The sequence below is a fragment of the Winogradskyella echinorum genome, from assembly GCF_014297365.1.
GTDB lineage: Bacteria > Bacteroidota > Bacteroidia > Flavobacteriales > Flavobacteriaceae > Winogradskyella > Winogradskyella echinorum.
Genome location: NZ_JACOQD010000001.1, coordinates 1395223 through 1416422, shown reverse-complemented (window position 1 = coordinate 1416422; position 21200 = coordinate 1395223). Strand labels below are relative to the sequence as shown.

The 21200-nt window shown below is 31.8% G+C and carries 22 protein-coding genes; 11 read left to right on the top strand and 11 right to left on the bottom strand.

Translation table 11 applies throughout. From position 1 onward, the window contains the following. Positions 1-4: 4 nt before the first annotated feature. The 3 genes from H8K90_RS06340 (at position 5) to H8K90_RS06330 (ending at position 1922) form a co-directional block, all read left to right on the top strand. Entirely contained in the window at positions 5-769 is a 765-nt protein-coding gene (locus H8K90_RS06340; protein ID WP_186845072.1) for a sulfite exporter TauE/SafE family protein, read from the top strand. A gap of 66 nt (positions 770-835) precedes the next feature. Beyond that, a complete protein-coding gene (locus tag H8K90_RS06335) occupies positions 836-1378 on the top strand; it encodes a hypothetical protein (RefSeq protein WP_186845071.1) in 543 nt (180 codons plus the stop codon). Between the two features lie 52 nt (positions 1379-1430). Then, on the top strand, positions 1431-1922 hold the full coding sequence (locus H8K90_RS06330) for a YtxH domain-containing protein (RefSeq protein WP_186845070.1): 492 nt from the start codon (positions 1431-1433) through the stop codon (positions 1920-1922). Positions 1923-1972: 50 nt separating this feature from the next. Here H8K90_RS06330 and H8K90_RS06325 read toward each other — a convergent pair whose 3' ends face one another. The 4 genes from H8K90_RS06325 to H8K90_RS06310 are packed head-to-tail and all read right to left on the bottom strand — an operon-like array spanning position 1973 to position 6597. Then, the gene (locus tag H8K90_RS06325; RefSeq protein WP_186845069.1) at positions 1973-2989 is read right to left on the bottom strand and encodes a carboxypeptidase-like regulatory domain-containing protein; all 1017 of its coding nucleotides are present in this window, start codon (positions 2987-2989) and stop codon (positions 1973-1975) included. Continuing rightward, positions 2976-4808 (bottom strand): GNAT family N-acyltransferase, encoded by a 1833-nt coding sequence (locus H8K90_RS06320; RefSeq protein WP_246457536.1) that lies wholly within the window; start codon positions 4806-4808, stop codon positions 2976-2978. Before H8K90_RS06320 ends, H8K90_RS06325 begins: the two co-directional genes overlap by 14 nt. A 19-nt stretch (positions 4809-4827) precedes the next feature. Then, on the bottom strand, positions 4828-6078 hold the full coding sequence (locus tag H8K90_RS06315; RefSeq protein WP_186845068.1) for an aspartate kinase: 1251 nt from the start codon (positions 6076-6078) through the stop codon (positions 4828-4830). Positions 6079-6117: 39 nt separating this feature from the next. Continuing rightward, the gene (locus H8K90_RS06310) at positions 6118-6597 is read right to left on the bottom strand and encodes a GNAT family N-acetyltransferase (RefSeq protein WP_186845067.1); all 480 of its coding nucleotides are present in this window, start codon (positions 6595-6597) and stop codon (positions 6118-6120) included. A 129-nt stretch (positions 6598-6726) separates the two neighbouring features. Here H8K90_RS06310 and fbp point away from each other — a divergent pair, with 129 nt between their 5' ends. Continuing rightward, entirely contained in the window at positions 6727-7740 is a 1014-nt protein-coding gene (gene fbp / locus H8K90_RS06305) for a class 1 fructose-bisphosphatase (RefSeq protein ID WP_186845066.1), read from the top strand. A gap of 73 nt (positions 7741-7813) precedes the next feature. Here fbp and H8K90_RS06300 read toward each other — a convergent pair whose 3' ends face one another. Then, positions 7814-8245 carry a tellurite resistance TerB family protein gene (locus H8K90_RS06300; RefSeq protein WP_186845065.1) on the bottom strand — a complete coding sequence of 144 codons (432 nt, stop codon included), beginning with the start codon at positions 8243-8245 and terminating at the stop codon, positions 7814-7816. Between the two features lie 103 nt (positions 8246-8348). Here H8K90_RS06300 and mfd point away from each other — a divergent pair, with 103 nt between their 5' ends. The 4 genes from mfd to H8K90_RS06280 are packed head-to-tail and all read left to right on the top strand — an operon-like array spanning position 8349 to position 14639. Beyond that, positions 8349-11684, top strand: a complete 3336-nt coding sequence (gene mfd / locus H8K90_RS06295) for a transcription-repair coupling factor (RefSeq protein WP_186845064.1) — start codon at positions 8349-8351, stop codon at positions 11682-11684. Next, positions 11677-12540: a DMT family transporter gene (locus H8K90_RS06290; RefSeq protein ID WP_186845063.1), complete on the top strand. Its 864-nt coding sequence runs from the start codon at positions 11677-11679 to the stop codon at positions 12538-12540. Before mfd ends, H8K90_RS06290 begins: the two co-directional genes overlap by 8 nt. A gap of 39 nt (positions 12541-12579) precedes the next feature. After that, complete coding sequence (locus tag H8K90_RS06285) at positions 12580-13311, top strand: BatD family protein (protein ID WP_186845062.1); 732 nt, start codon at positions 12580-12582, stop codon at positions 13309-13311. Positions 13312-13337: 26 nt separating this feature from the next. After that, positions 13338-14639 (top strand): TlpA family protein disulfide reductase, encoded by a 1302-nt coding sequence (locus tag H8K90_RS06280; RefSeq protein WP_186845061.1) that lies wholly within the window; start codon positions 13338-13340, stop codon positions 14637-14639. A 64-nt stretch (positions 14640-14703) separates the two neighbouring features. On the opposite strand, the gene lysM is transcribed toward H8K90_RS06280, so the two are convergent. Further along, positions 14704-15201, bottom strand: a complete 498-nt coding sequence (lysM, locus tag H8K90_RS06275) for a peptidoglycan-binding protein LysM (RefSeq protein WP_186845060.1) — start codon at positions 15199-15201, stop codon at positions 14704-14706. 202 nt (positions 15202-15403) lie between these two features. Further along, complete coding sequence (locus H8K90_RS06270) at positions 15404-16351, bottom strand: nicotinic acid mononucleotide adenyltransferase (protein ID WP_186845059.1); 948 nt, start codon at positions 16349-16351, stop codon at positions 15404-15406. Between the two features lie 201 nt (positions 16352-16552). On the opposite strand from H8K90_RS06270, the gene H8K90_RS06265 reads away from it, so the two are divergent. Both H8K90_RS06265 and H8K90_RS06260 read left to right on the top strand, forming a co-directional pair. Then, a complete protein-coding gene (locus H8K90_RS06265) occupies positions 16553-17554 on the top strand; it encodes an NAD(P)H-dependent glycerol-3-phosphate dehydrogenase (RefSeq protein ID WP_186845058.1) in 1002 nt (333 codons plus the stop codon). Further along, positions 17554-18183, top strand: a complete 630-nt coding sequence (locus H8K90_RS06260) for an RDD family protein (protein ID WP_186845057.1) — start codon at positions 17554-17556, stop codon at positions 18181-18183. Before H8K90_RS06265 ends, H8K90_RS06260 begins: the two co-directional genes overlap by 1 nt. Here H8K90_RS06260 and H8K90_RS06255 read toward each other — a convergent pair. Genes H8K90_RS06255 through H8K90_RS06245 form a run of 3 tightly spaced genes read right to left on the bottom strand, consistent with a single transcriptional unit; the run spans position 18122 to position 19935 of the window. Next, on the bottom strand, positions 18122-18517 hold the full coding sequence (locus tag H8K90_RS06255) for a hypothetical protein (RefSeq protein ID WP_186845056.1): 396 nt from the start codon (positions 18515-18517) through the stop codon (positions 18122-18124). The genes H8K90_RS06260 and H8K90_RS06255 overlap by 62 nt on opposite strands. Positions 18518-18523: 6 nt before the next feature. Beyond that, positions 18524-19543 carry a phenylalanine--tRNA ligase subunit alpha gene (locus H8K90_RS06250; protein ID WP_186845055.1) on the bottom strand — a complete coding sequence of 340 codons (1020 nt, stop codon included), beginning with the start codon at positions 19541-19543 and terminating at the stop codon, positions 18524-18526. A gap of 35 nt (positions 19544-19578) precedes the next feature. After that, positions 19579-19935, bottom strand: coding sequence for a hypothetical protein (locus H8K90_RS06245; protein ID WP_186845054.1), 357 nt, complete (start codon positions 19933-19935; stop codon positions 19579-19581). Between the two features lie 70 nt (positions 19936-20005). Here H8K90_RS06245 and H8K90_RS06240 point away from each other — a divergent pair, with 70 nt between their 5' ends. Then, a complete protein-coding gene (locus H8K90_RS06240; protein ID WP_186845053.1) occupies positions 20006-20521 on the top strand; it encodes a CvpA family protein in 516 nt (171 codons plus the stop codon). A 45-nt stretch (positions 20522-20566) separates the two neighbouring features. Here H8K90_RS06240 and H8K90_RS06235 read toward each other — a convergent pair whose 3' ends face one another. Beyond that, positions 20567-21196: a carbonic anhydrase family protein gene (locus H8K90_RS06235; RefSeq protein ID WP_186845052.1), complete on the bottom strand. Its 630-nt coding sequence runs from the start codon at positions 21194-21196 to the stop codon at positions 20567-20569. Positions 21197-21200: the final 4 nt, after the last annotated feature.

The following is a 21200-nucleotide window of genomic DNA, read 5'->3' as shown; positions in this document are numbered from 1 at the left end:
GCATTTGTCTTATATAGAAATACTTCAATCTTATCATTTAACTGCATTGCAATGGTTAGCCATTGGATTTGCAGTTTTTTTATTGGGTTTATCTAAATCGGGTATCAAAGGAGTAAGTATAATAATTGTAGTAATACTAGCCTTTGTTTTTGGTGAAAAGGCATCTACAGGGATTCTACTTCCTATGCTAATTTGTGCCGATATTTTAGCTGTAATTTATTATAACAGACATGCAGATTGGAGTATAATTAAAAAGCTTATTCCATGGATGATTATTGGTGTTTTAGTTGGTGTATGGATAGGTAATGACATTTCAGAAATTATTTTTAAAAGGCTAATGGCTATAATAATAATTGTTTCCGTTGCTATTATGTTTTATATCGAAAAACGAAAATCTAACAACATACCTACTAATAAGTTGTTTTCAATTGGCATGGGCTTTTTAACTGGTTTTACAACGATGATTGGTAATTTAGCAGGTCCCATCTCTAATATTTATTTTTTAACCATGCGGTTTCAAAAAAATGAATTTATTGGAACAGCAGCTTGGTTATTTTTTATCATAAATATCTTTAAACTTCCGTTTCATATTTTTATTTGGAAAACTGTTACTGTAGAATCTTTAGTTTTAAACTCAGTTTTAATTCCTGCTGTAATTATCGGTTTTTTATTAGGCGCCTATATCGTTAAATTAATTTCTAATGTTAATTATAGACGCTTTATTTTAATAGTTACTGCTTTAGGTGGTCTAATTATGTTGTTTAGATAATCTAATATTATATCAGTTTGTAACAATATTCTACCTTTACCTACATATAATTAAACCATTTTACAAATGACTGAAGACAAAAACAATTTAGAAGAAAACATAAATAGCGTTGAAGAAACCGCTAACGAAGTTGTAAATGATACTTCTAATACAATTGAAGATAAGACTAATGATTTAAAAGAAGGTGCTGCTGAAGCTTTTGATACTGCAAAAGAGAAAGCTGGTGAACTTGCAAATGATGCTAAAGAAGTTTTAGGTAATGTAAAGGATAAGGCACAAGAATTTATAAATGAGGATGCCAAAGACATATTTGATAATGCTAAAGAAAAAGCATCGGAATTTGCTGATGAAGCTGGAGAGAAAATAAGTGAATACACAGATGTTGCAAAAGAAAAAGCTGCTGAATTGGCTGAAGACGCCAAAGAAACTTATGAAGAAGCAAAAGTAAAAGCAAAAGAGTTTGCAAATGAAGCAAGTGAAAAACTTAGTGAATTTGCAGATGTCGCTGAAGATAAATTAGAAGATTTTGCAGAAGACGCCAAGGAAACTTATACAGAGGCTAAACAAAAAACAAAAGGTTTTTTTAGTAAGCTATTTGGAAAAAAATAAACTTGTATAGGCTTTTTCATTAACTTTATGGTCTAACCAAAACAATAAAATTATGTCAGACGATGGTAAAAATTTAAGCGATGATCTAGATGATATGCTAGATGATGCTAAAGATGGAGCAAAAAGAGCTGGAGAAAAAATAAGTCAGAAAGCTAGTGAATTAGCAAATGATGCTAAAGAATTTGCAGGAGACGCCAAGGAAAAAGCTGCTGAATTTGCTGAAGATGCTAAAGAGGTTCTCAGCGATGGCAAAAATGTTGGGATTATTGCACATTTATGGTGGATAGGATGGATTATTGCTATGATAATGAATAATGGTAATAAAACTGAACATGGTAGCTTTTACATTAGACAAACTCTTGGTTTACTAATCTTATCATTAGTAAATTACTTATTGTATTTTATTTCACCTATGATCGGAGGTATTGTCGGATTACTGTTATTTGTATTATGGATTATGAGTTTGATAGGTTCTCTAAGTGGTGAGAAAAAACCAGTATTTTTGCTAGGTGAACAATTTCAAGATTGGTTTAAAAGCCTTTAAAATATTAAAACCCAGAATTTAATTCTGGGTTTTTTCTTTTTATTCTTTTTCTAATTACCACCTAATCCATAATCTAAAGGCAACGTATCACCAACACGTTGATTACCTAATGCACCACTAAAGTACACTCCAATAATTGGTGTGTAATTACCATAAGTATCCACATAGAATTCATCGACTTCTAATTGCAGTTCAGATTGTATTTCTTTGTCGTACAAAATGGTAACCTTATCTTTTAATTTCACCTTTTTAAAGTCAGAATCAACAACATCTTCTACCTTAAAATAATCCCATTCTTCTACTCTAAAACTTCCGTAATATATCCAATAACCTTCCTCTCTAAGGGTTTTATTGTATAAAGAGCGTATAAAATGTTGTACAGAACCACTATAAGCTAACTTTCTATTTTTAATGGTTTTCTTTGTATTAAAATCATCTAAATTCTTATAAAAAGAAGTCCCAAAATAAGTCACAGAATTTACTGTAAATTCTCTTGTTTTCACATTTACATATCTAAAGTTAACTTCAAAATCTACAATATCAAATGCAACTTCGTATTGTAGTGCTTTGTTGCTTACTATAACAGGAACTTTAGCACTCGCAAATAATGATTTACTTCGCTTATCGTATTTCAATATTAGATCATCTTCATTAAGAATTTTACAAGACTTGGCAAATTTAGACGTGCCTAAAAACTCTCTTCTAAACAAACGTAGCTTCTGCCGTCTTGTTAAACCATCATCATATTCTATATAAACCTCATCTAAAGCACTAGTTGCTTCCGTAAGCTCAATGTTTTGGTTATTTACGCTCCTGTAATTAGAAATAAAAACTTTTTCATAACCCAAATAAGAAATGACTAAAGTAGATTGTACAGCATTTGTATAAGTGATTGAGAATTCACCATTTTCATTAGTAGTTGTACCTATAGTTGTATTATCAAAATACACTGATACCGTTTCAATAGGCTGTTGAGTTACTTTATCTATAACTTTACCTGTAAAGGTTTGCGAAATGCAAAATAAGGGTGAAAAGAGGGCTATAAAACAAAGTTTACTTATCCTCATGGTTATCCATGAATTTACGCTCTAACTCAGCTTGAAATTCTTCCATTACAGGTCTCACTGTACTTTCAGGTAAGTCTGCAATTTTAATATACATTAAGCCATCTACAGCATTATTAAATAATGGATCTACATTAAATGCTACAAGTTTAGCATTCTGTTTAATATACTTTTTAAGTAATACAGGTAATCGCAGAGCACCTGGCTCAACTTCGTCTATAATTTTATCAAACTTGTTTAAATCTGCTTCGGTTTCATCAAAAACAAAGTCTTTATCTGCATCTTTCAGTTTTACTTTAAATTCCTTTTTAGGATGCACGTATTGAGCGATATAAGGATCGTAATAGTGAGATTTCATAAACTCAATCATTAACGATTTTGAGAAGTTTGAAAACTGATTACTTATACTCACACCACCAATTAAGAATTTATGCTCTGGGTAACGTAAAGTAGTGTGTACAATCCCTTTCCATAATAAAAACAAGGGCATTGGTTTTTGCTGATATTCTTTAATAATAAATGCACGACCCATTTCGATAGATTGGCTCATCATTTTATATAGCTCTGGCTCAAATCTAAAAAGGTCTTGTAAATAAAACCCATCGATACCATGGCGTTCAAAAATTTGAGAACCTAGTCCCATTCGGTAAGCGCCAGCAATAACATTTTTCTCATTATCCCATAAAAACATGTGGTGATAATAGGTGTCAAACGTATCTAAATCAATAGCCTCGTTAGTACCTTCACCGACTTCTCTAAATGTAATTTCGCGCAGTCTCCCGACTTCTCTTAATATATTAGGAATGTCTTTAGCTTCTGCCAAATAAACTTCATAATTTTTACTAGTTAAAAGCTTACAATCTTTAAGTTTTAAAGCTTCAACCTCAGAAATCATAACCTTAGAGTCAATAGGAGTAACTATTCGTTTAGGAACCTTAGGGACTTTAAGCGAAGACTGAATGTTTTTTAATATTTTTTCTTTAGGCTCAAATGCATGAGACAACATATAGGTTTTCTTTCTTAAAAATTCTGAAAAATCCGAAAGACTTTCATGCTCTTTTTGATCTTTTAAAGAAATAGGTTTACCTATCCTTACTTTTATAACACGACGCTTTTGAGTCAATAATTCCGAAGGTAACTTTGCCGTTCTCAGTGTGTCGCTAATTTTAGAAAGTCTGTAAAACAAACGGCTATTTTTAGCATGAAAATAAATTGGAACTACAGGAACTTGTGCTTTTTGTATAAGTTTCATTGCAGCATCCTCCCACTCTTTGTCAACAACAAGTTTTCCATCTTTATATGTTGAAACCTCACCTGCCGGAAAGACTCCTAATGGATGTCCATCTCTCAAATGCATAATTGCATTTTTAAAACCAGCAATACTGCTCTTTACATCCTTTCGGTCTTCAAAAGGATTAACAGGCATTATATAAGGCTTAAGCGGTTCTATTCTATGAAGTAGAAAATTAGCTATAATTTTAAAATCGCTTCGTTGTTCTATCATTAATTTTAACAATAGAATACCGTCTATACCACCCAAAGGGTGATTAGAAATGGTAATATATGGACCCTCTTTAGGCAAACGCTTCATGTCTTCTTCAGGAATTTCAAACTTAATTTGAAATTCGTCTAAAATTCCATCTAGAAATTCGAGATTACTAAGATGCTTATTGCGTTTATAAATTTTATTGAGTGTAGATATTTTTAAGACTTTCATCAATACCCAGCCAAAGAAAGTTCCTAAAAAACCATACTTATCTGCATGGATTGCTTTTGCAACTTCCTTAGCTGTAACTAAACCCATATCAGATGATTTCCCCATAAAACAAATGTAGTAAATGTTATTTAGTTACTATTTGAACCGTTCCTTGCGCTAATTGCTTCAATAATACGGTTTTATCTTTTTCGAGATCTTTTATTGCAGCATCATTATAATGCCTAATAGTATAAAGACTCACATTATTGTGACATGTTACTTTAAATTTAGCTTTTAAATGTTGGAGTAATTTTTCGAGATTATTATATAAATTATCTATACAAACCGAAAAACTAATCGCTGAATTCTGAATAACATCAACTTTCATTTTATACAAATGTAATAAGCTAAAAATCTCGCTAATATTTTCTTCTACGATATATGAAAAATCTAAGGACGATAATGAAATTAAAGTCTGATTTTTCTTTACAATAAAACACGGAATTTCTGGTTCTAACGCTTTACCCTTACTCACACAAGTACCTTCTGCTTTGGGATTTAAAAACGATTTTACATACAACGGAATTTCCTTTTGCTGTAATGGTTGTAATGTTTTGGGATGTATAACAGAAGCACCATAAAATGCCAACTCTATAGCTTCTCTATAGGAAATTTGATGCAGTAACTGCGCATTTTCAAAATAACGTGGGTCTGCATTTAATACTCCTGGTACATCTTTCCAAATGGTAACACTATTGGCATTTAAACAATATGCAAAAATAGCAGCCGTGTAATCACTTCCTTCTCTACCTAAAGTTGTAGTAAAGTTATTAGCGTCACTACCTAAAAAACCTTGAGTAATATTAAGAATTGAAGGGTTAAAAATTGATGCAATATTTTCTTGTGTTTGCTCCCAATTAACATTAGATCTTCTATAATAATTATCCGTTTTTATCAATTCTCTAACGTCTATCCATTTGTTTTTGAGACCAATTTCTTTTAAATAATGACTTATTATAGTTGTAGAAATCAGCTCTCCAAAACCAATGGTCTGATCGTAAACATAATTATAATCTGGTGATTTATTACTTTTAAAAAAAACTGCTAACTCATCAAAAAATGCTCTTACATCTGAAAATACTTGATGACGTTCATTTTCAAACAAATCTAAAAGAATTTCATTATGATATTTAATCACTTCATGAATTGAGCTTTGTAATTCAGACTTATTTTCAAAATAATTTTTAATAACCAATTCCATAGCATTGGTCGTTTTTCCCATTGCAGAAACAACCACAAGTGTATTATCATAACCAGTAGTTTTTAAAACCCTTGCTAAATTTTTAACACCATCTGCATCTTTAACAGATGCACCACCAAATTTAAAAACACGCATATCTTTACTTCATCATCCCGATACTGAGGGAAAAATCTTTTAATTAATATTCTCTAAGTAGTTGTCTATTGCTTTTTCATCAAGTTGTACCACGTCCCAATCGCGCATTACATTCGCCCCTTTTTTCTCATAGAATGATATTGCAGGTTCATTCCAGTCTAACACTTCCCAACTGATGCGTTTTACACCAATTTCTTTTCCATATTTTACAACTGCATCTAAAAGTTGAGTGCCCAGATTTTTTCCTCTGCATTTTTCACTAACAATAAGATCTTCTAAATGTAATACTTGGCCTTTCCATGTAGAATATCTGGTGTAGACCAATGCAATACCTTCGACAGTATTGTCTACTTCAATTACAAAACAGACAAACTTAGGGTTATTACCAAAGCCATCTTTTTCTAAATCAGAAAGTGTCACTTCTACGGCATCAGGTTCTTTTTCAAATAGCGCCAATTCGTGTATTAGTTTTAATACGCTTGGCATATCTTGTTTTGTGGCTAATCTTGGTTGATTCATTATTTTGTTAAAATAGGAATTCAAATATAATCTAAAACTCGGTTTACTAACAATTTATTTGCACTTCGAAAACGTTATAGTTTGTTAAAAAATGCGATATTTGTGCAAACTAAACAATATTAATGTTTCATGGCAAACTCTAATCTCAACCAAACTTTAGGTGAATTTATAATTGAAAATCAAACCTCTTTCAAATACACTTCTGGTGAACTCTCAAGACTTATAAATTCTATTCGTTTAGCAGCTAAAGTAGTGAACCATGAGGTTAACAAGGCTGGTTTAGTTGATATTACTGGTGCTGCTGGAGATACTAATATACAAGGTGAAGATCAGCAAAAATTAGATGTATATGCTAATGATAAGTTTATACAAACTATGACCAAACGAAATATTGTTTGTGGTATTGCCAGTGAAGAGGAAGATGATTTTGTTGCTATTAATAGCCAGGATGAAAACAATCAGAATAAATATGTGGTTTTAATTGATCCTTTAGATGGATCCTCTAACATAGATGTAAATGTTTCTGTTGGGACCATTTTCTCTGTATATAGAAGAGTTACTCCTGTGGGTACACCTGTTACTATTGACGATTTTTTACAAAAAGGAAATCAACAAGTTGCAGCTGGCTATGTAGTCTACGGAACCTCAACTATGTTAGTTTATACAACTGGAGATGGTGTAAATGGTTTTACATTGAATCCGGCCATAGGAACATTTTATTTATCGCATCCGAACATGCAATTTCCAGAAGACGGAAATATCTATTCTGTAAATGAAGGAAATTATATTCACTTTCCTAAAGGCATAAAAAACTATATTAAATATTGCCAAATGGAAGAAGGAGATAGACCTTACACCTCACGTTATATTGGTTCGTTGGTATCCGATTTTCATAGAAATATGATAAAAGGAGGCATTTATATGTACCCAAAAAGTTCTAAAGCTACTAACGGTAAATTACGGTTATTATACGAGTGTAACCCAATGGCCTTTTTAGCAGAACAGGCTAACGGAAAAGCTAGTGATGGTTTTACACGCACTATGGATGTACAACCAACAGAGTTACATCAGCGTGTACCTTTTATTTGCGGGAGTAAGAATATGGTAGAAAAAGCCGAGGAATTTATGCGAAATGCCGAATAAATATATTCAACTATAATATACAACATAAAAAAAGCGAACTTTCTAAGTTCGCTTTTTTTTATGTTGTGGGTGTTTACTCGTTCATAGACTTAATACCTTCCATAAAGGCATCTAAATCTACTTTATCGTGAGCTAAAGTTAATGCTTTATCTGCAATGTACTTTACGTTATCTGAGTTGAATCCAAGACCAACACATAACTTTTCTAATAAAGCATGCTGATTTGGACCTTCAATATCATCTATCCATACCATACGAGCCAAATCGTATAAACGTTCTAAACGCTCATCGTAAGATATTGGCGGATTAATTGGATGGCTTTTATAATCTTTAAGTATAACTTTATAATCGTTATCTGTAATATCTAATCTTGTAGCTAAACGGTCTAAAAACGCTTTTTCTTGCTCATCTATGATACCATCACTCATTGCAACTCTAACTATAGCTGCAAAATGGTCTTCATTACGCTTTTTAAACCCGCTCTCAAATAATTCTGAAAATGACATATATATTAAGTTTTTTAAGTCAGTGCAAATATAAATCTATTCGAAGCATTTATCATAAATAAAGCTTCAAAATATTTTATATTTGCACCTCAAATAAAGGAACTTGAGTAAAACCTTCATTTCCCAAACATTCGCTCAGACTTTGCAATTGCAAAATCTGCAAAATGCTATTGCCCAAACCGAACTAAACACCCATTTAAAAGGACTAGTCGGGTCTTCTTTTTCTATTACAATTTCAGAAGCTTTTAAAACAGCAGACAAACCATTTTTAGTTGTTTTTGATGATAAAGAAGAAGCTGCTTATTACCTAAATGATTTAGAACAATTAATTAATGATAAAGATGTGTTGTTCTATCCTGCCAGTTATCGCAGACCCTATCAAAACGAGGAAACTAATAATGCCAATGTACTTTTAAGAGCCGAAGTTTTAAACCGAATAAATTCGCGTAAAAAACCTTGTGTTATTGTTACCTATCCTGATGCACTTTTTGAAAAAGTGATTACTAAAAGAGAGCTAGAAAAAAATACGTTGAAAATTTCTGTTGGTAACGAATTGAGCATCGATTTTGTAAACGAAGTATTATTTGAATACAAGTTTAAACGCGTAGATTTTGTAACAGAGCCTGGTGATTTTTCTGTACGAGGTGGTATAGTAGATGTATTTTCATTTTCGCATGACGAACCTTATCGTATTGAGTTTTTTGGTGACGAAGTTGATAGTATTAGAACCTTTGATGTAGAGACGCAACTATCAACAGAGCGCATTAAAAAGGTTAGTATTATTCCTAATGTAGCGAATAAATTAATTGCCGAACAGCGCGAGAGTTTTTTAAAATATATTTCTAATAAAACAGTAGTTTTTTCTAAAAATGCATCGCTTATATTTTCTAGAATTGATGACTTCTATAGTAAAGCCACCGAAGCATACAATGCCTTATCGGGAGAAATAAAACATGCTTCACCTGAAGAATTATATTGTAATTCAGAATTAATAAAACGTCAGTTTTTAGAATATTGTCTAGTAGAGTTTGGCTCTACAGCCATAATGAGTAATCAGGTCATTACTTATAACACAAAACCGCAGCCAGCTTTCAATAAACAATTTAATTTATTGATTGAAGACTTAAATGAAAATCACCAAAATGGTATTACCAATTACATTACATGCGTAAGTGAACAACAAGCAAAACGCTTCCATGATATTTTTGAAGATCATGAAGGTGAGGTACATTACAAAACGATTGTTCTTTCTCTATACCAAGGTTTTATAGATACCGAACACAAAATTGCGGTTTATACAGATCATCAAATTTTTGACCGTTATCATAAATTTCATCTAAAAAATGGTTACGCAAAGAAACAAGCCATCACATTAAAAGAGCTTACTAATCTCGAAATTGGTGATTATGTAACTCACATAGACCATGGAATAGGGAAATTTGGCGGATTACAAAAAATTGATGTCGAAGGTAAAAAACAAGAGGCTATAAAATTGGTTTATGGTGAGCGCGATATTTTATATCTCAGCATTCACTCATTACACAAAATCACCAAGTTTAATGGCAAAGATGGTAAACCACCAACGGTTTACAAATTAGGTAGTAAAGCCTGGAAAACACTTAAACAAAAAACCAAGTCTCGTGTTAAGGAAATAGCGTTTAACCTTATAAAGTTATATGCCAAAAGAAAACTAAAAAAGGGATTTCAATACGCGCCAGATAGCCATATGCAACATGAGTTAGAAGCCTCGTTTGTTTATGAAGATACACCAGACCAAATCACATCTACAGCAGATATAAAAGCTGATATGGAAAGTGAAAGACCAATGGACCGTTTGGTTTGCGGAGATGTTGGTTTTGGTAAAACCGAAGTTGCCATAAGAGCGGCTTTTAAGGCTGTAGATAATGGTAAGCAAGTTGCCGTTTTAGTACCTACCACAATTTTAGCTTATCAACATTCTAGGACTTTTAAAGAAAGATTAAAAGATTTTCCTGTAACTGTAGATTATGTTAACCGATTTAGAACAGCTAAAGAAAAACGAGAAACATTAGAAGGGCTTGAAAAGGGGAGTGTGGACATCATTATAGGCACGCATCAGTTGGCAAATCCTAAAGTGAAGTTTAAAGATTTAGGTTTACTCATTGTTGATGAAGAACAAAAATTTGGTGTTGCAGTAAAGGAACGGCTTAAAACCATAAAAGAAAATGTTGATGTACTTACATTAACGGCCACTCCAATACCTAGAACACTTCAATTTAGTTTAATGGCGGCTAGAGATTTGTCTGTAATTACAACAGCTCCTCCAAACAGGTATCCTATAGAAAGCCACGTTATCCGTTTTAATGAAGAAACGATTAGAGATGCTGTGAGTTATGAGATTCAACGTGGTGGACAAGTATTCTTTATTCATAATCGTATTGAAAATATTAAAGAAGTCGCTGGTATGATTCAGCGCTTAGTTCCAGATGCTAAAATAGGTATAGGTCATGGACAACTCGATGGAAAAAAACTTGAGCAATTGATGCTTGCTTTTATGAATGGCGAATTTGACGTTTTAGTGAGTACGACTATTATTGAAAGTGGCTTAGATGTACCAAATGCCAACACTATTTTTATAAATAATGCGAATAATTTTGGACTAAGCGACTTACACCAAATGCGAGGTCGTGTTGGTCGTAGTAACAAAAAAGCCTTCTGTTACTTTATTACTCCAGAGTATTCGGCAATGACTACGGATGCTCGTAAACGTATTACAGCCCTAGAACAATTTACAGAACTTGGTAGTGGATTTAATATAGCCATGAAAGATTTAGAAATTAGAGGAGCTGGTGATTTATTGGGTGGAGAACAAAGTGGTTTTATTAATGATATCGGTTTTGATACGTATCAGAAAATACTAAACGAAGCTATTGAAGAACTAAAAGAGTCTGAGTTTGCAGATTTATATAAAGACGACGGTAAACCAAAACAGTATGTTAAAGATATAACCATTGATACAGATTTTGAATTGCTTTTTCCAGATGATTACGTTAATAATATTACCGAACGTTTAAACCTTTATACGAAACTAAACGAAATAAAAACAGATGAAGATTTAGACAAATTTGAATCTGAAATTATTGACCGTTTTGGTGAATTACCTTCTCAAGTATCAGATTTATTAGATAGTGTACGTCTCAAATGGATTGCCACCAAAATGGGAATTGAAAAACTCATAATGAAAAAAGGCAAACTGATTGGTTATTTTATTCAAGATCAACAAAGCGGATTTTATCAAAGCGAAGCGTTTACTAAAGTCTTACAATTTGTGCAGATGAATGTTGGTAAATGCAAAATGAAAGAAAAACAAACACGTAAAGGACTTAGATTACTACTTACTTTCGAAAATATAAAATCTACCAAACAAGCACTTGTTGCATTATCTAAAATAAATGAATGATAAAGGTCATTTAAATCATTTATTGTGGCTCTTAGTTGGGACAATTTTTATTAGTACCTCTGGTGCATTAGGCAAATATATTAACATGCCTACATCTGTCATAATATGGTGGCGTGCAATTTTAGCAGCAATCTTTTTATTACTTTTTTGTTGGTATAAAGGCATTAACTTAAAGATTAATTACGGTAAAGACCGTTGGACATTTTTTATTGCAGCCTTATTAATGGGTGCACATTGGATTACCTATTTCTATGCTTTAAAATTATCTAATGTAGCAATTGGTATGTTGTCTATTTTTACATTTCCTGTAATTATTGCACTACTAGAACCTTTATTTTCTAAAACAAAATTAGATCCTATACATATTGTTTTAGGACTAATGGTACTTCTTGGTATTTATATTTTAGCACCAGATTTTAACATAGAAAGTGGTTATTTACAAGGTATTTTATTCGGAATTCTTTCAGCATTGTGTTATGCCATTAGAATTCTCATTCTAAAAAACCATGTAGCTAATTACAACAGTACAATGCTAATGTTTTACCAGGTAGCTATAATTAGTGTGGTCTTAGTACCTGTGCTGTTTTTTATGGATACAAGTAATATTACCACGCAGTACCCTTATGTTATTCTACTAGCCTTAATGACTACAGCTATTGGGCACACTTTATTTGTTAGTAGTTTAAAATACTTTAAAGCAAGTACAGCAAGTATAATTGGTAGTATACAACCCGTTACAGGAATTATAATTGCCTACTTTTTCTTGAATGAAATACCAACAATACATACATTTGTTGGAGGTGCTTTAATTTTAGCTACTGTAGTTATAGAAAGTATTAGGTCCAAAACCAAATAATGGCGTAATTTTTGCCGTTATTATAAATAGAAAAAAATTATGAAGAAAATTACACTATTGCTTTTATTATTTTGTTCAATAGGTCTCATCGGCCAAGAAAAACTAAAAATTGAAATTGACAATCCAGAACCTAGAGTTGGACAAAGTGTAACGTTTTCTATAGACATGGACTTTTTAAATGACTACTTTAAAAATAAATTAGGTAAAAACATTGAATTTTCAAATTCTTCATTGTTTGCGATGCATTCTAAAAGTTTTGAGAGAGTAATTGTTTTTAAAAAAGCAAAAAAACATAAAATAGGGCCATTTAATTTTGAGTTTAATGGTACAAAATATTTTACAGATATCATTGAGGTAAACGTTTTACCAGAATTGCCAATTGAAAGAGGAGTTTGGGTAAGATTGACCGAATTTGAAGGAGAAAAATATATTATTCTAGAACAATTAATTGAAAACGAATCGAATTTTAAAGAACATGAAGATGGAGGTTTTTCGCATACTATTGGAGGAGTTTTACCTAAAGGAAAAGAATTTGCAGAATTGCATGAAGAATTAACTGATGGAATTGAGTTAAGCAACTATAGCTCATCATCTCATACGTTAACATCAAAGGACTCCAAGCAAATGGAAGTCGGTTTTTCTTATTCAATTAAAAAGTATAGAATTGAATTTAAAGATAATTTTGATGGGTCTTATACACTATCTAAAAAAGATTTTGAACATTTACCAGAAAAAATTGATCTCGAAAAAATTGAATTAAAAAATAAGTAATTAAACCTTATAAATCTCAACTCATAATGAAGAAACTATTAATTTTCTTTTTACTATTACCTTTGATACCTTTTGCACAATCGGTAAAAGGAAATTTCTCTCCTGCAGAAGAGTTTTCTTATGCATTTTTATATCAGGCGACACCTCAAGGTGCCAATTACGTTAATCGTGGTGAATTAGATAGTGAGGGTAACTTTCAAATTCCACTAGATTCAACCGTAACACCAGGTATTTATAAAATTGTTTATGCGGTTCCACCAGAAGAAAATAACTTCGATTTTATCTATGATGGTAAAGAAACTGTAGCATTTAACTTTAGCTATGATAAAGGAGTAGAATTTACTGAATCTGATGAAAACAAACTTTGGCTATCTTACCTAAAAAGTATAGACATGATTAACCAAACCATCAGCAATTATTACTCTAAAGAAAACACAGATAAAGAAGGATTTAACTCAATTTTTAAGGTTTTAAAAGACACCCAATTAGCATATGAGGAATCTGCAAACGGAAAACTAGTAGCTGCTTTTATTTTAGCTAATAGACCTTATATTCCTACAACTTATGAAGATTTAAGTACTTATTCTAAAAACTTAAAACATCAGTATCTCAACGCTATTGATTTTAGTAATTATTTATTACAAAGTTCTACATTTTTAGTAGATAGAGTTACGTCTTATGTGTTTAACATTGTTGAAAATCCGAGTGATGCTACTTATAAGAAACATATTGATGATGTTGCTACAGCAATTAGCAATAATGATTTAATTATAAAAACGAGCCTTTTAGAAATACTATGGCAACGTTTTGTGACTTTAGAAAATCACGACGTAGCAAATTATATTACAGAAAAGTATTTATTAGATTTAGCTAATAAAACTGAAAATAAGGTATTGGCTGAAACTATTTCGTCTTATAAAAACACCTCTATTGGTACTAAAGCACCAGATTTTGAAATTGCTTCTAACGATAAAAACACAAGTTTACATCAATTAGAAGGTTCAGAAAATTATCTTCTTATTTTTTGGAGTAGTGGATGTGGTCACTGTTTAAATGAATTGCCTAAAGTAAAAGAATTAGTAGCACAATATCCTAAATTAAAGGTTGTTGCTTTTGGTTTAGAAGATAACACCAAAGATTGGACTGAAGAAATAAAAAAGTATCCAAACTTTATTCATAATATAGGTTTAGGAAAATGGGACAACCCAATTGTAAAAACCTATGGAGTAGCTGCAACACCAATGTATTTTTTACTTAGTAGTTCTAAGATTATTATGGCTAAACCTTATGATTATGAGGCTTTAGAAGTTGTTCTAAAAAGTCTATAAATTCATTTGTCAAAAAATAAAAAACCTGCTTATTTACATTTGCAGGTTTTTTTATGAATTTTAATTAATCCAAATGCGGAATCCTTAGAACTTGCCCAGGATAAATCTTATCGGGATCTTTAAGCATTGGTTTATTAGCCTCAAAAATTTCGGGGTATTTCATTGCATTTCCGTAATAATGCTTTGCAATTTTGCCTAAAGTATCTCCGCTTTCTACAGTATGAAATTGTGCTTCTGGCTCAACATGCTCCACTGTCATTTGATCATCAACTATTGCAATTCCTGCTGTGTTTCCTATTACTAAAACTACTTTTTCTTTTGTAGCCTGATTGTAAGCCTTACCAGATACTCTTGCCATTTCATCATCTACAAATACATTAAGATTTTCTACTTGCAAACCTAAATCTACAATAGTTTCTTCTAAATTTCGAGCAGCAGCTTCTTCTATTCTAAGTTCCTTTGCTTCTGCTGCAGCTTTAGCCTCCGAAGCCTCTTCTTCTGTTGTTTTACCAATGCCAAAAACTTTGGCGCCTGCATTTTTAATAAATGAAAATAATCCCATGATGTTAGTATTTATTAGTATTTCGTTTAACGTGTATTTGTAAAGTTGGTGAAAATCTTTTGTATTTGCAATTCAATCATCAAAATAAGATTTAATGTTTTTGGTATAATCAATAGTAGCTAAATCAATTATATAAAAGAAAAACGCTCAGTAAAACAAGTGTTTTATCTGAGCGTTTTGAAACTAAATAACCAACCAAAATTTAGCTTCTAATTCTTGTATTTTCTCTTAGGTTTTCAACCTTTTTAGATTTTTGCTTACGCTTCTTAGGTTTATCTAATTGCTTGGTAATTTTACCTTGTGTATCAGAACTTCTATAATAAGCTATGTAAGCTCTACCTGAAAATTCGTAAACTGTACCAGAATCTGCATGCAGCAATTCAATTGTACTATCATCTATAACGCTGAGTTCAAAGAATTCATTGTCAAAGAAATCATAATCTAATGTTAATGTTTTTAGGTACATATTTCCACTAACATTTCCTACACCATATTCTCCTGTATAATCCCAATAAATGTTATCTGTATTGTATACATTTTCATCTTGCGAGCTTCTAAATGTAGAGTCGTTACCACCAGATAAAAACTGCAAGTAGTTTTCATTATCAAACTCATTTAGTGCACCAAAATTACTTGTATAGGTTTTTTCCCAAGCCTCGTACTCTTGTAAGAAATAATGAATATTATCATAGAATACCATATCATAATCAAATGTTGATCGTTGGTAACCATCTAAAAAGTATGAGGTATCATTATATGGATTATATAACTCAATGGTGTTATAATCTACCTGATAAACATCGAAACTATCAAAACCATCAATAACATGGTCAACATCCAATATCATATCATAAGCACTATAATTACCTATTTGTACTCCATAACCATTACCTTGACTACCTATACCAACTAAATTATTGTTAGCGTATAAACGACCATTATCAAAACTCAACGTAAAGGCAATTTGTAGAAACTGTGTTTCACCATAACCTTGAGTAGCATTAATATCTACATACCATAAATCGTAAGAATTTAATAATTGATTTAAAGAAACTCTTGGGTTATCATTAATATGTGCTTCCTCAACATAACATGAGGTAAACAATGCTGCACTTAGTGCAAATCCTAGTAGTAATTTTAATGTCTTCATAATCTTTCGTTTTTAGGGTTGTTACTAAGGTAATTTCAAAACGCGTGCCAAAAATTAATTTTTATCTTTTCCATGCTGTTATATTGAGGGTAGTTAATATGCAATTATAATAGAATACATCGTTTCTCAACAGCAATCAAAATAACAGAGAAATAACAAAAGTTTCCTTACTTTTGAAATATATAATCGACACAAAAATCTATGAGTAGTACCACAAAATATGCTGTTTTTGGAGCTGGAAGTTGGGCAACAGCCATTGTAAAAATGCTTTGCGAAAACTTAGATGAAGTTGGTTGGTATATGCGAAGTGTTTATACCAAAGAACATATATTAAAAGAACAACATAATCCTAGTTATTTAAGTTCGGTTGAGTTTCATACAGAACAGTTAAGGCTCAGCAATGATATAAATGAAATGGCAGATTGGGCAGATGTGCTCATTTTTGTTATTCCGTCTGCATTTATGCATAGCGAATTAGAAAAACTCACTACAGATATTAGTAATAAAGTTTTGGTCTCAGCTGTAAAAGGTATAATCCCAGAAACTGGTTTATTGGTAGGTGAGCATTTTCATGATATTTATAAAATTCCTTTTGAGAATATAGCGGTTATTGCTGGTCCTTGCCATGCAGAAGAGGTTGCTTTAGAGCGGTTATCTTATTTAACCATTTCTTGTGCAGATGCAGAAAAAGCGCAAGCTATAGCAGATAATTTATCGAGTGATTATATTAAAACAAAAATTAGTGATGATATTATTGGTGTAGAGTACGCTGTAATGCTGAAAAATATTTATGCTATTGCTGCCGGAATTGCTCATGGCTTAGGCTATGGAGACAACTTTCAGAGTGTATTGATGAGCAATGCTATTAGAGAAATGAAGCGTTTTATAAAAAAGATGCACAAAATGAAACGAAACATCAATAACTCAGCCTATTTAGGAGATTTATTGGTTACAGGTTATTCCGTGTTTTCTAGAAACAGAATGTTCGGTAACATGATTGGCAAAGGCTACACTGTAAAGTCTGCACAAATGGAAATGAATATGGTAGCAGAAGGTTATTATGCCACTAAAAGTGCCTTTTTACTAAACGAAAAAAACAGCAAAAAGACTAAATTACCAATTATAAATGCTGTGTATGACGTGCTTTATGAGAATAAAAATCCTAAGAAAGTATTTAAGAAGTTAACTGAGAAGTTGGATTAATGAAAATTACGAACCAAAAGTACAAGAATCTTAATCTTGCCAATGAAGAGAGTCGTGGTGAAAATTTAATCATTGATTTTATCATCTCTTCTTTTTTTGGATTACTGGTTGCTTACCTAACATTTGAAAGTTATAAAGTCGCCTTTTTAATGTATCTGTTTGTTAGATTTCTTTATTATTTTGGTTTTGAATTAGCTTTAGGAAGAACTCCTGGGAAATATCAAACACAAACAAAAGTTGTTACTAGTAGTGGAAATCCACCAACGATCATACAACTTTTAATAAGAACACTAAGTCGTTTTATTAGCATATTATCTGGTGTTAGTGATGATGAACGTGCCATACACGATAGTTTTTCTAACACCTATGTAATTAAAGATATAGAGCTAAGGAAAATTGAAATTAAGCAGCCTTTAATTTTAGTTTTTAATCAAACTATTCTAGGCTTTTTAATTTTCTACATTGTCAACGAGAACAAGATAGAAACATTAGAAATGGTTGCACTTGCATTTTTATGCATAGCATTCATTAGTGGTCTTATATTTGGAATAAAAAAAATTACAGCTTCTACTTCACCAAAACTCCCTTCAGCTGCATTAAAGGAACAGTCTGTAAAGCCTTTAGATTAATAGTGTTCTTTCTAAATAAGTACGACTTGTCATACATCTGGTTGCCTTCAAAAAAAGTAATCTTAAACTCGTTATTTAACTCTAGTACCTTTTCTTGTAAGTATTCTATTTTAGCATAGCTTCTTGCTGGCAATTTAGCCAAAGTATGACGCATTGGAGGTGTCATTTTTTTTTCAGAATAGCCTTGAGACACAATGAGAACTGTTTCTAAATCTTTATCAGAGTTATTAATGATGTAGGCATTCCAATCTTGCGTTTTATATTCTGGATGCTGTTCTTGCACAACCGCAACATGTACGTCTTTTACATCTGGTATTTTAATATCTTTTTTCAAAAGAAATTATAATGAAGATTTAAACTGCTCTAAGAAACGCACATCATTTTCGCTTAATAAACGAATATCACTAATTTGGTTAAGTAACATCGCAATACGGTCTATTCCCATACCAAAAGCAAAACCAGAGTATTCTTTAGAGTCAATACCACAATTTTCTAAAACATTAGGATCTACCATGCCACAACCCATAATCTCTAACCATCCTGTTCCTTTGGTTATTTTGTAGTCAGTTTCGGTTTCTAAACCCCAATACACATCTACCTCAGCACTTGGCTCCGTAAACGGAAAGTAGGATGGACGTAATCTAATCTTAGATTTACCAAACATCTCAGTAGTAAAATATTGAAGTGTTTGCTTTAAATCTGCAAAACTCACATCCTTATCAATATATAAACCTTCAACTTGGTGGAAGAAACAATGCGAACGTGCGGAAATCGCTTCATTTCTATAAACACGACCTGGTGAAATTGTTCTGATAGGTGGTTTATTATTTTCCATATAACGTACTTGTACCGAACTGGTATGCGTACGTAATAAAATATCTGGATCGGTTTGAATAAAAAAGGTATCCTGCATATCTCTTGCCGGATGGTATTCGGGCAAGTTTAATGCTGTAAAATTATGCCAGTCGTCTTCTATTTCTGGCCCTTCACTTACATTAAAACCTATACGAGAAAAGATATCTATAATCTGATTCTTTACAATAGAAATAGGATGTCTAGCTCCTAAAGCAATCGGCTCACCAGGACGCGATAAGTCTCCATACACACTATTTTCTTCCTCCTGATTTTCAAAAGCTTCTTTTAAAGTATTAACTTTATTTTCTGCAGTTTTCTTAAGCTCATTGATAGTCTGACCAAATTCTTTTTTTTGGTCGTTAGCAACATTTTTAAACTCAGCAAAATATTGTTTTAAAAGTCCTTTAGACCCTAAATATTTTATTCTAAATGCTTCAACCTCTTCTTTAGATTGTGCTTTAAAACTTTCGGCTTCTGCTATGAGCTCTTTTATCTTATCTATCATGATATCCTTAATTCAATCTGCAAATTTAAAAAATCTTAACTGATATATTCTGTTTCTATAAAATAGTTAACAATGGCTTCTTTCATTAAAATACTTTGTTCGCCAGCTTTTAAATGTGGTAATTGTGCTTTAACCTTATAATGTGGCCAACCATCGTCATCTACAAAATCAAATTCATAAAAACCATAAGGCTCTAAGACTTTACAAATGGCTATATGCATTAAATCTAGTTTGTGGTCTTTTTTATATTCTCTATGTATTTGCCCAAGTTCTTGAACACCAATAAGATATATAATTGAATCTAGATCTAATTTATCACCATCTGCGAATTGGTTAGAAAGTTTTTCTACCACTAAATCCCATCGTTTTTTTAATTCCTCGTCTCTTGCCATAATTTATCTAACACAATCTGCGTTATAGAATTGGCAAAGTTAATTTATATTTGCTAAAACCGCTAGTATTATGAGTATCATTGATATTGTTTTGGGAGCCCTATTATTATTTGGGCTAATTAGAGGAGCCATGAAAGGGCTTTTTGTTGAAGTTGCTTCTTTAGTTGCCTTAGTTTTGGGTGTGTATGGAGCTATACACTTTAGTGGATTTGCAGCTGAGTTTTTAGAATCTAAGGTAGACTGGGCAGAAAAAACCATTAATATTGTTGCCTTTGCCATAACTTTTGTACTTATTGTATTAGCCATTAGTTTAGCCGGAAAAGCACTAACTAAATTAGCCGATTTTGCAGCTTTAGGTATCATAAATAAATTAGCTGGTGGTATTTTTGGAGCACTAAAAATAGGCTTGATTTTAAGTGTACTACTAATTGTTTTCAATAAATTAAATAATACGCTTCCATTTATGGAAAAAGAAGATTTGGAAGAAAGTGTGCTTTATGAGCCTGTAAAATCTTTGGCTCCTATGATTTTCCCTAATCTTATTAAAAGTGAATCTGAAGAGGAAACGAATGACGAAGAAGCATAAAAAAGCCACTCTTGCGAATGGCTTTAAACTTATAGCATACAATTTTTAAGAATAAAACTCTACTTCTCCGGTACTAATGTTATACATACCACCTACTATTTTAATTTCGCCATCTTTTTCCATTTCGTTTAGAATAACACTCTGATTCTTAATATTCTCTAGAGTCATTTCAACATTTTTTTTAGAGACAGCATCTACAAATTCTAAATTTGAAGAATTTCGTTTAGACTCATCGCTAGGTTCTTCTACAGCATAAACCGCTGGTTCAATTTTATTAATTAAAGTAGTTAGATTACCCATTCTAGCATGATCACAAGCACCTTTTATTGCACCACAACTTGTATGTCCTAATACAACAATTAATTTAGTACCGGCCAATTTACAGGCAAACTCCATACTTCCTAAAATGTCTTGATTAACAAAGTTACCTGCAATTCTTACACTAAATATGTCTCCTAACCCTTGATCGAATACTAATTCAGCAGAAACTCTAGAGTCAATACAACTTAAAATTGTTGCAAAAGGAAACTGACCATCTGCAGTGTCATTTACTTGTTCAAGTAAATTTCTATTGGCTTTAAGGTTATTCTGAAACCTAATATTACCTTCTTTTAAAAATTCCAGAGCTTTTTCTGGGGTCATTGTTGCTTGTGTTTCTTTAGTATGTGCTTTCATTTTT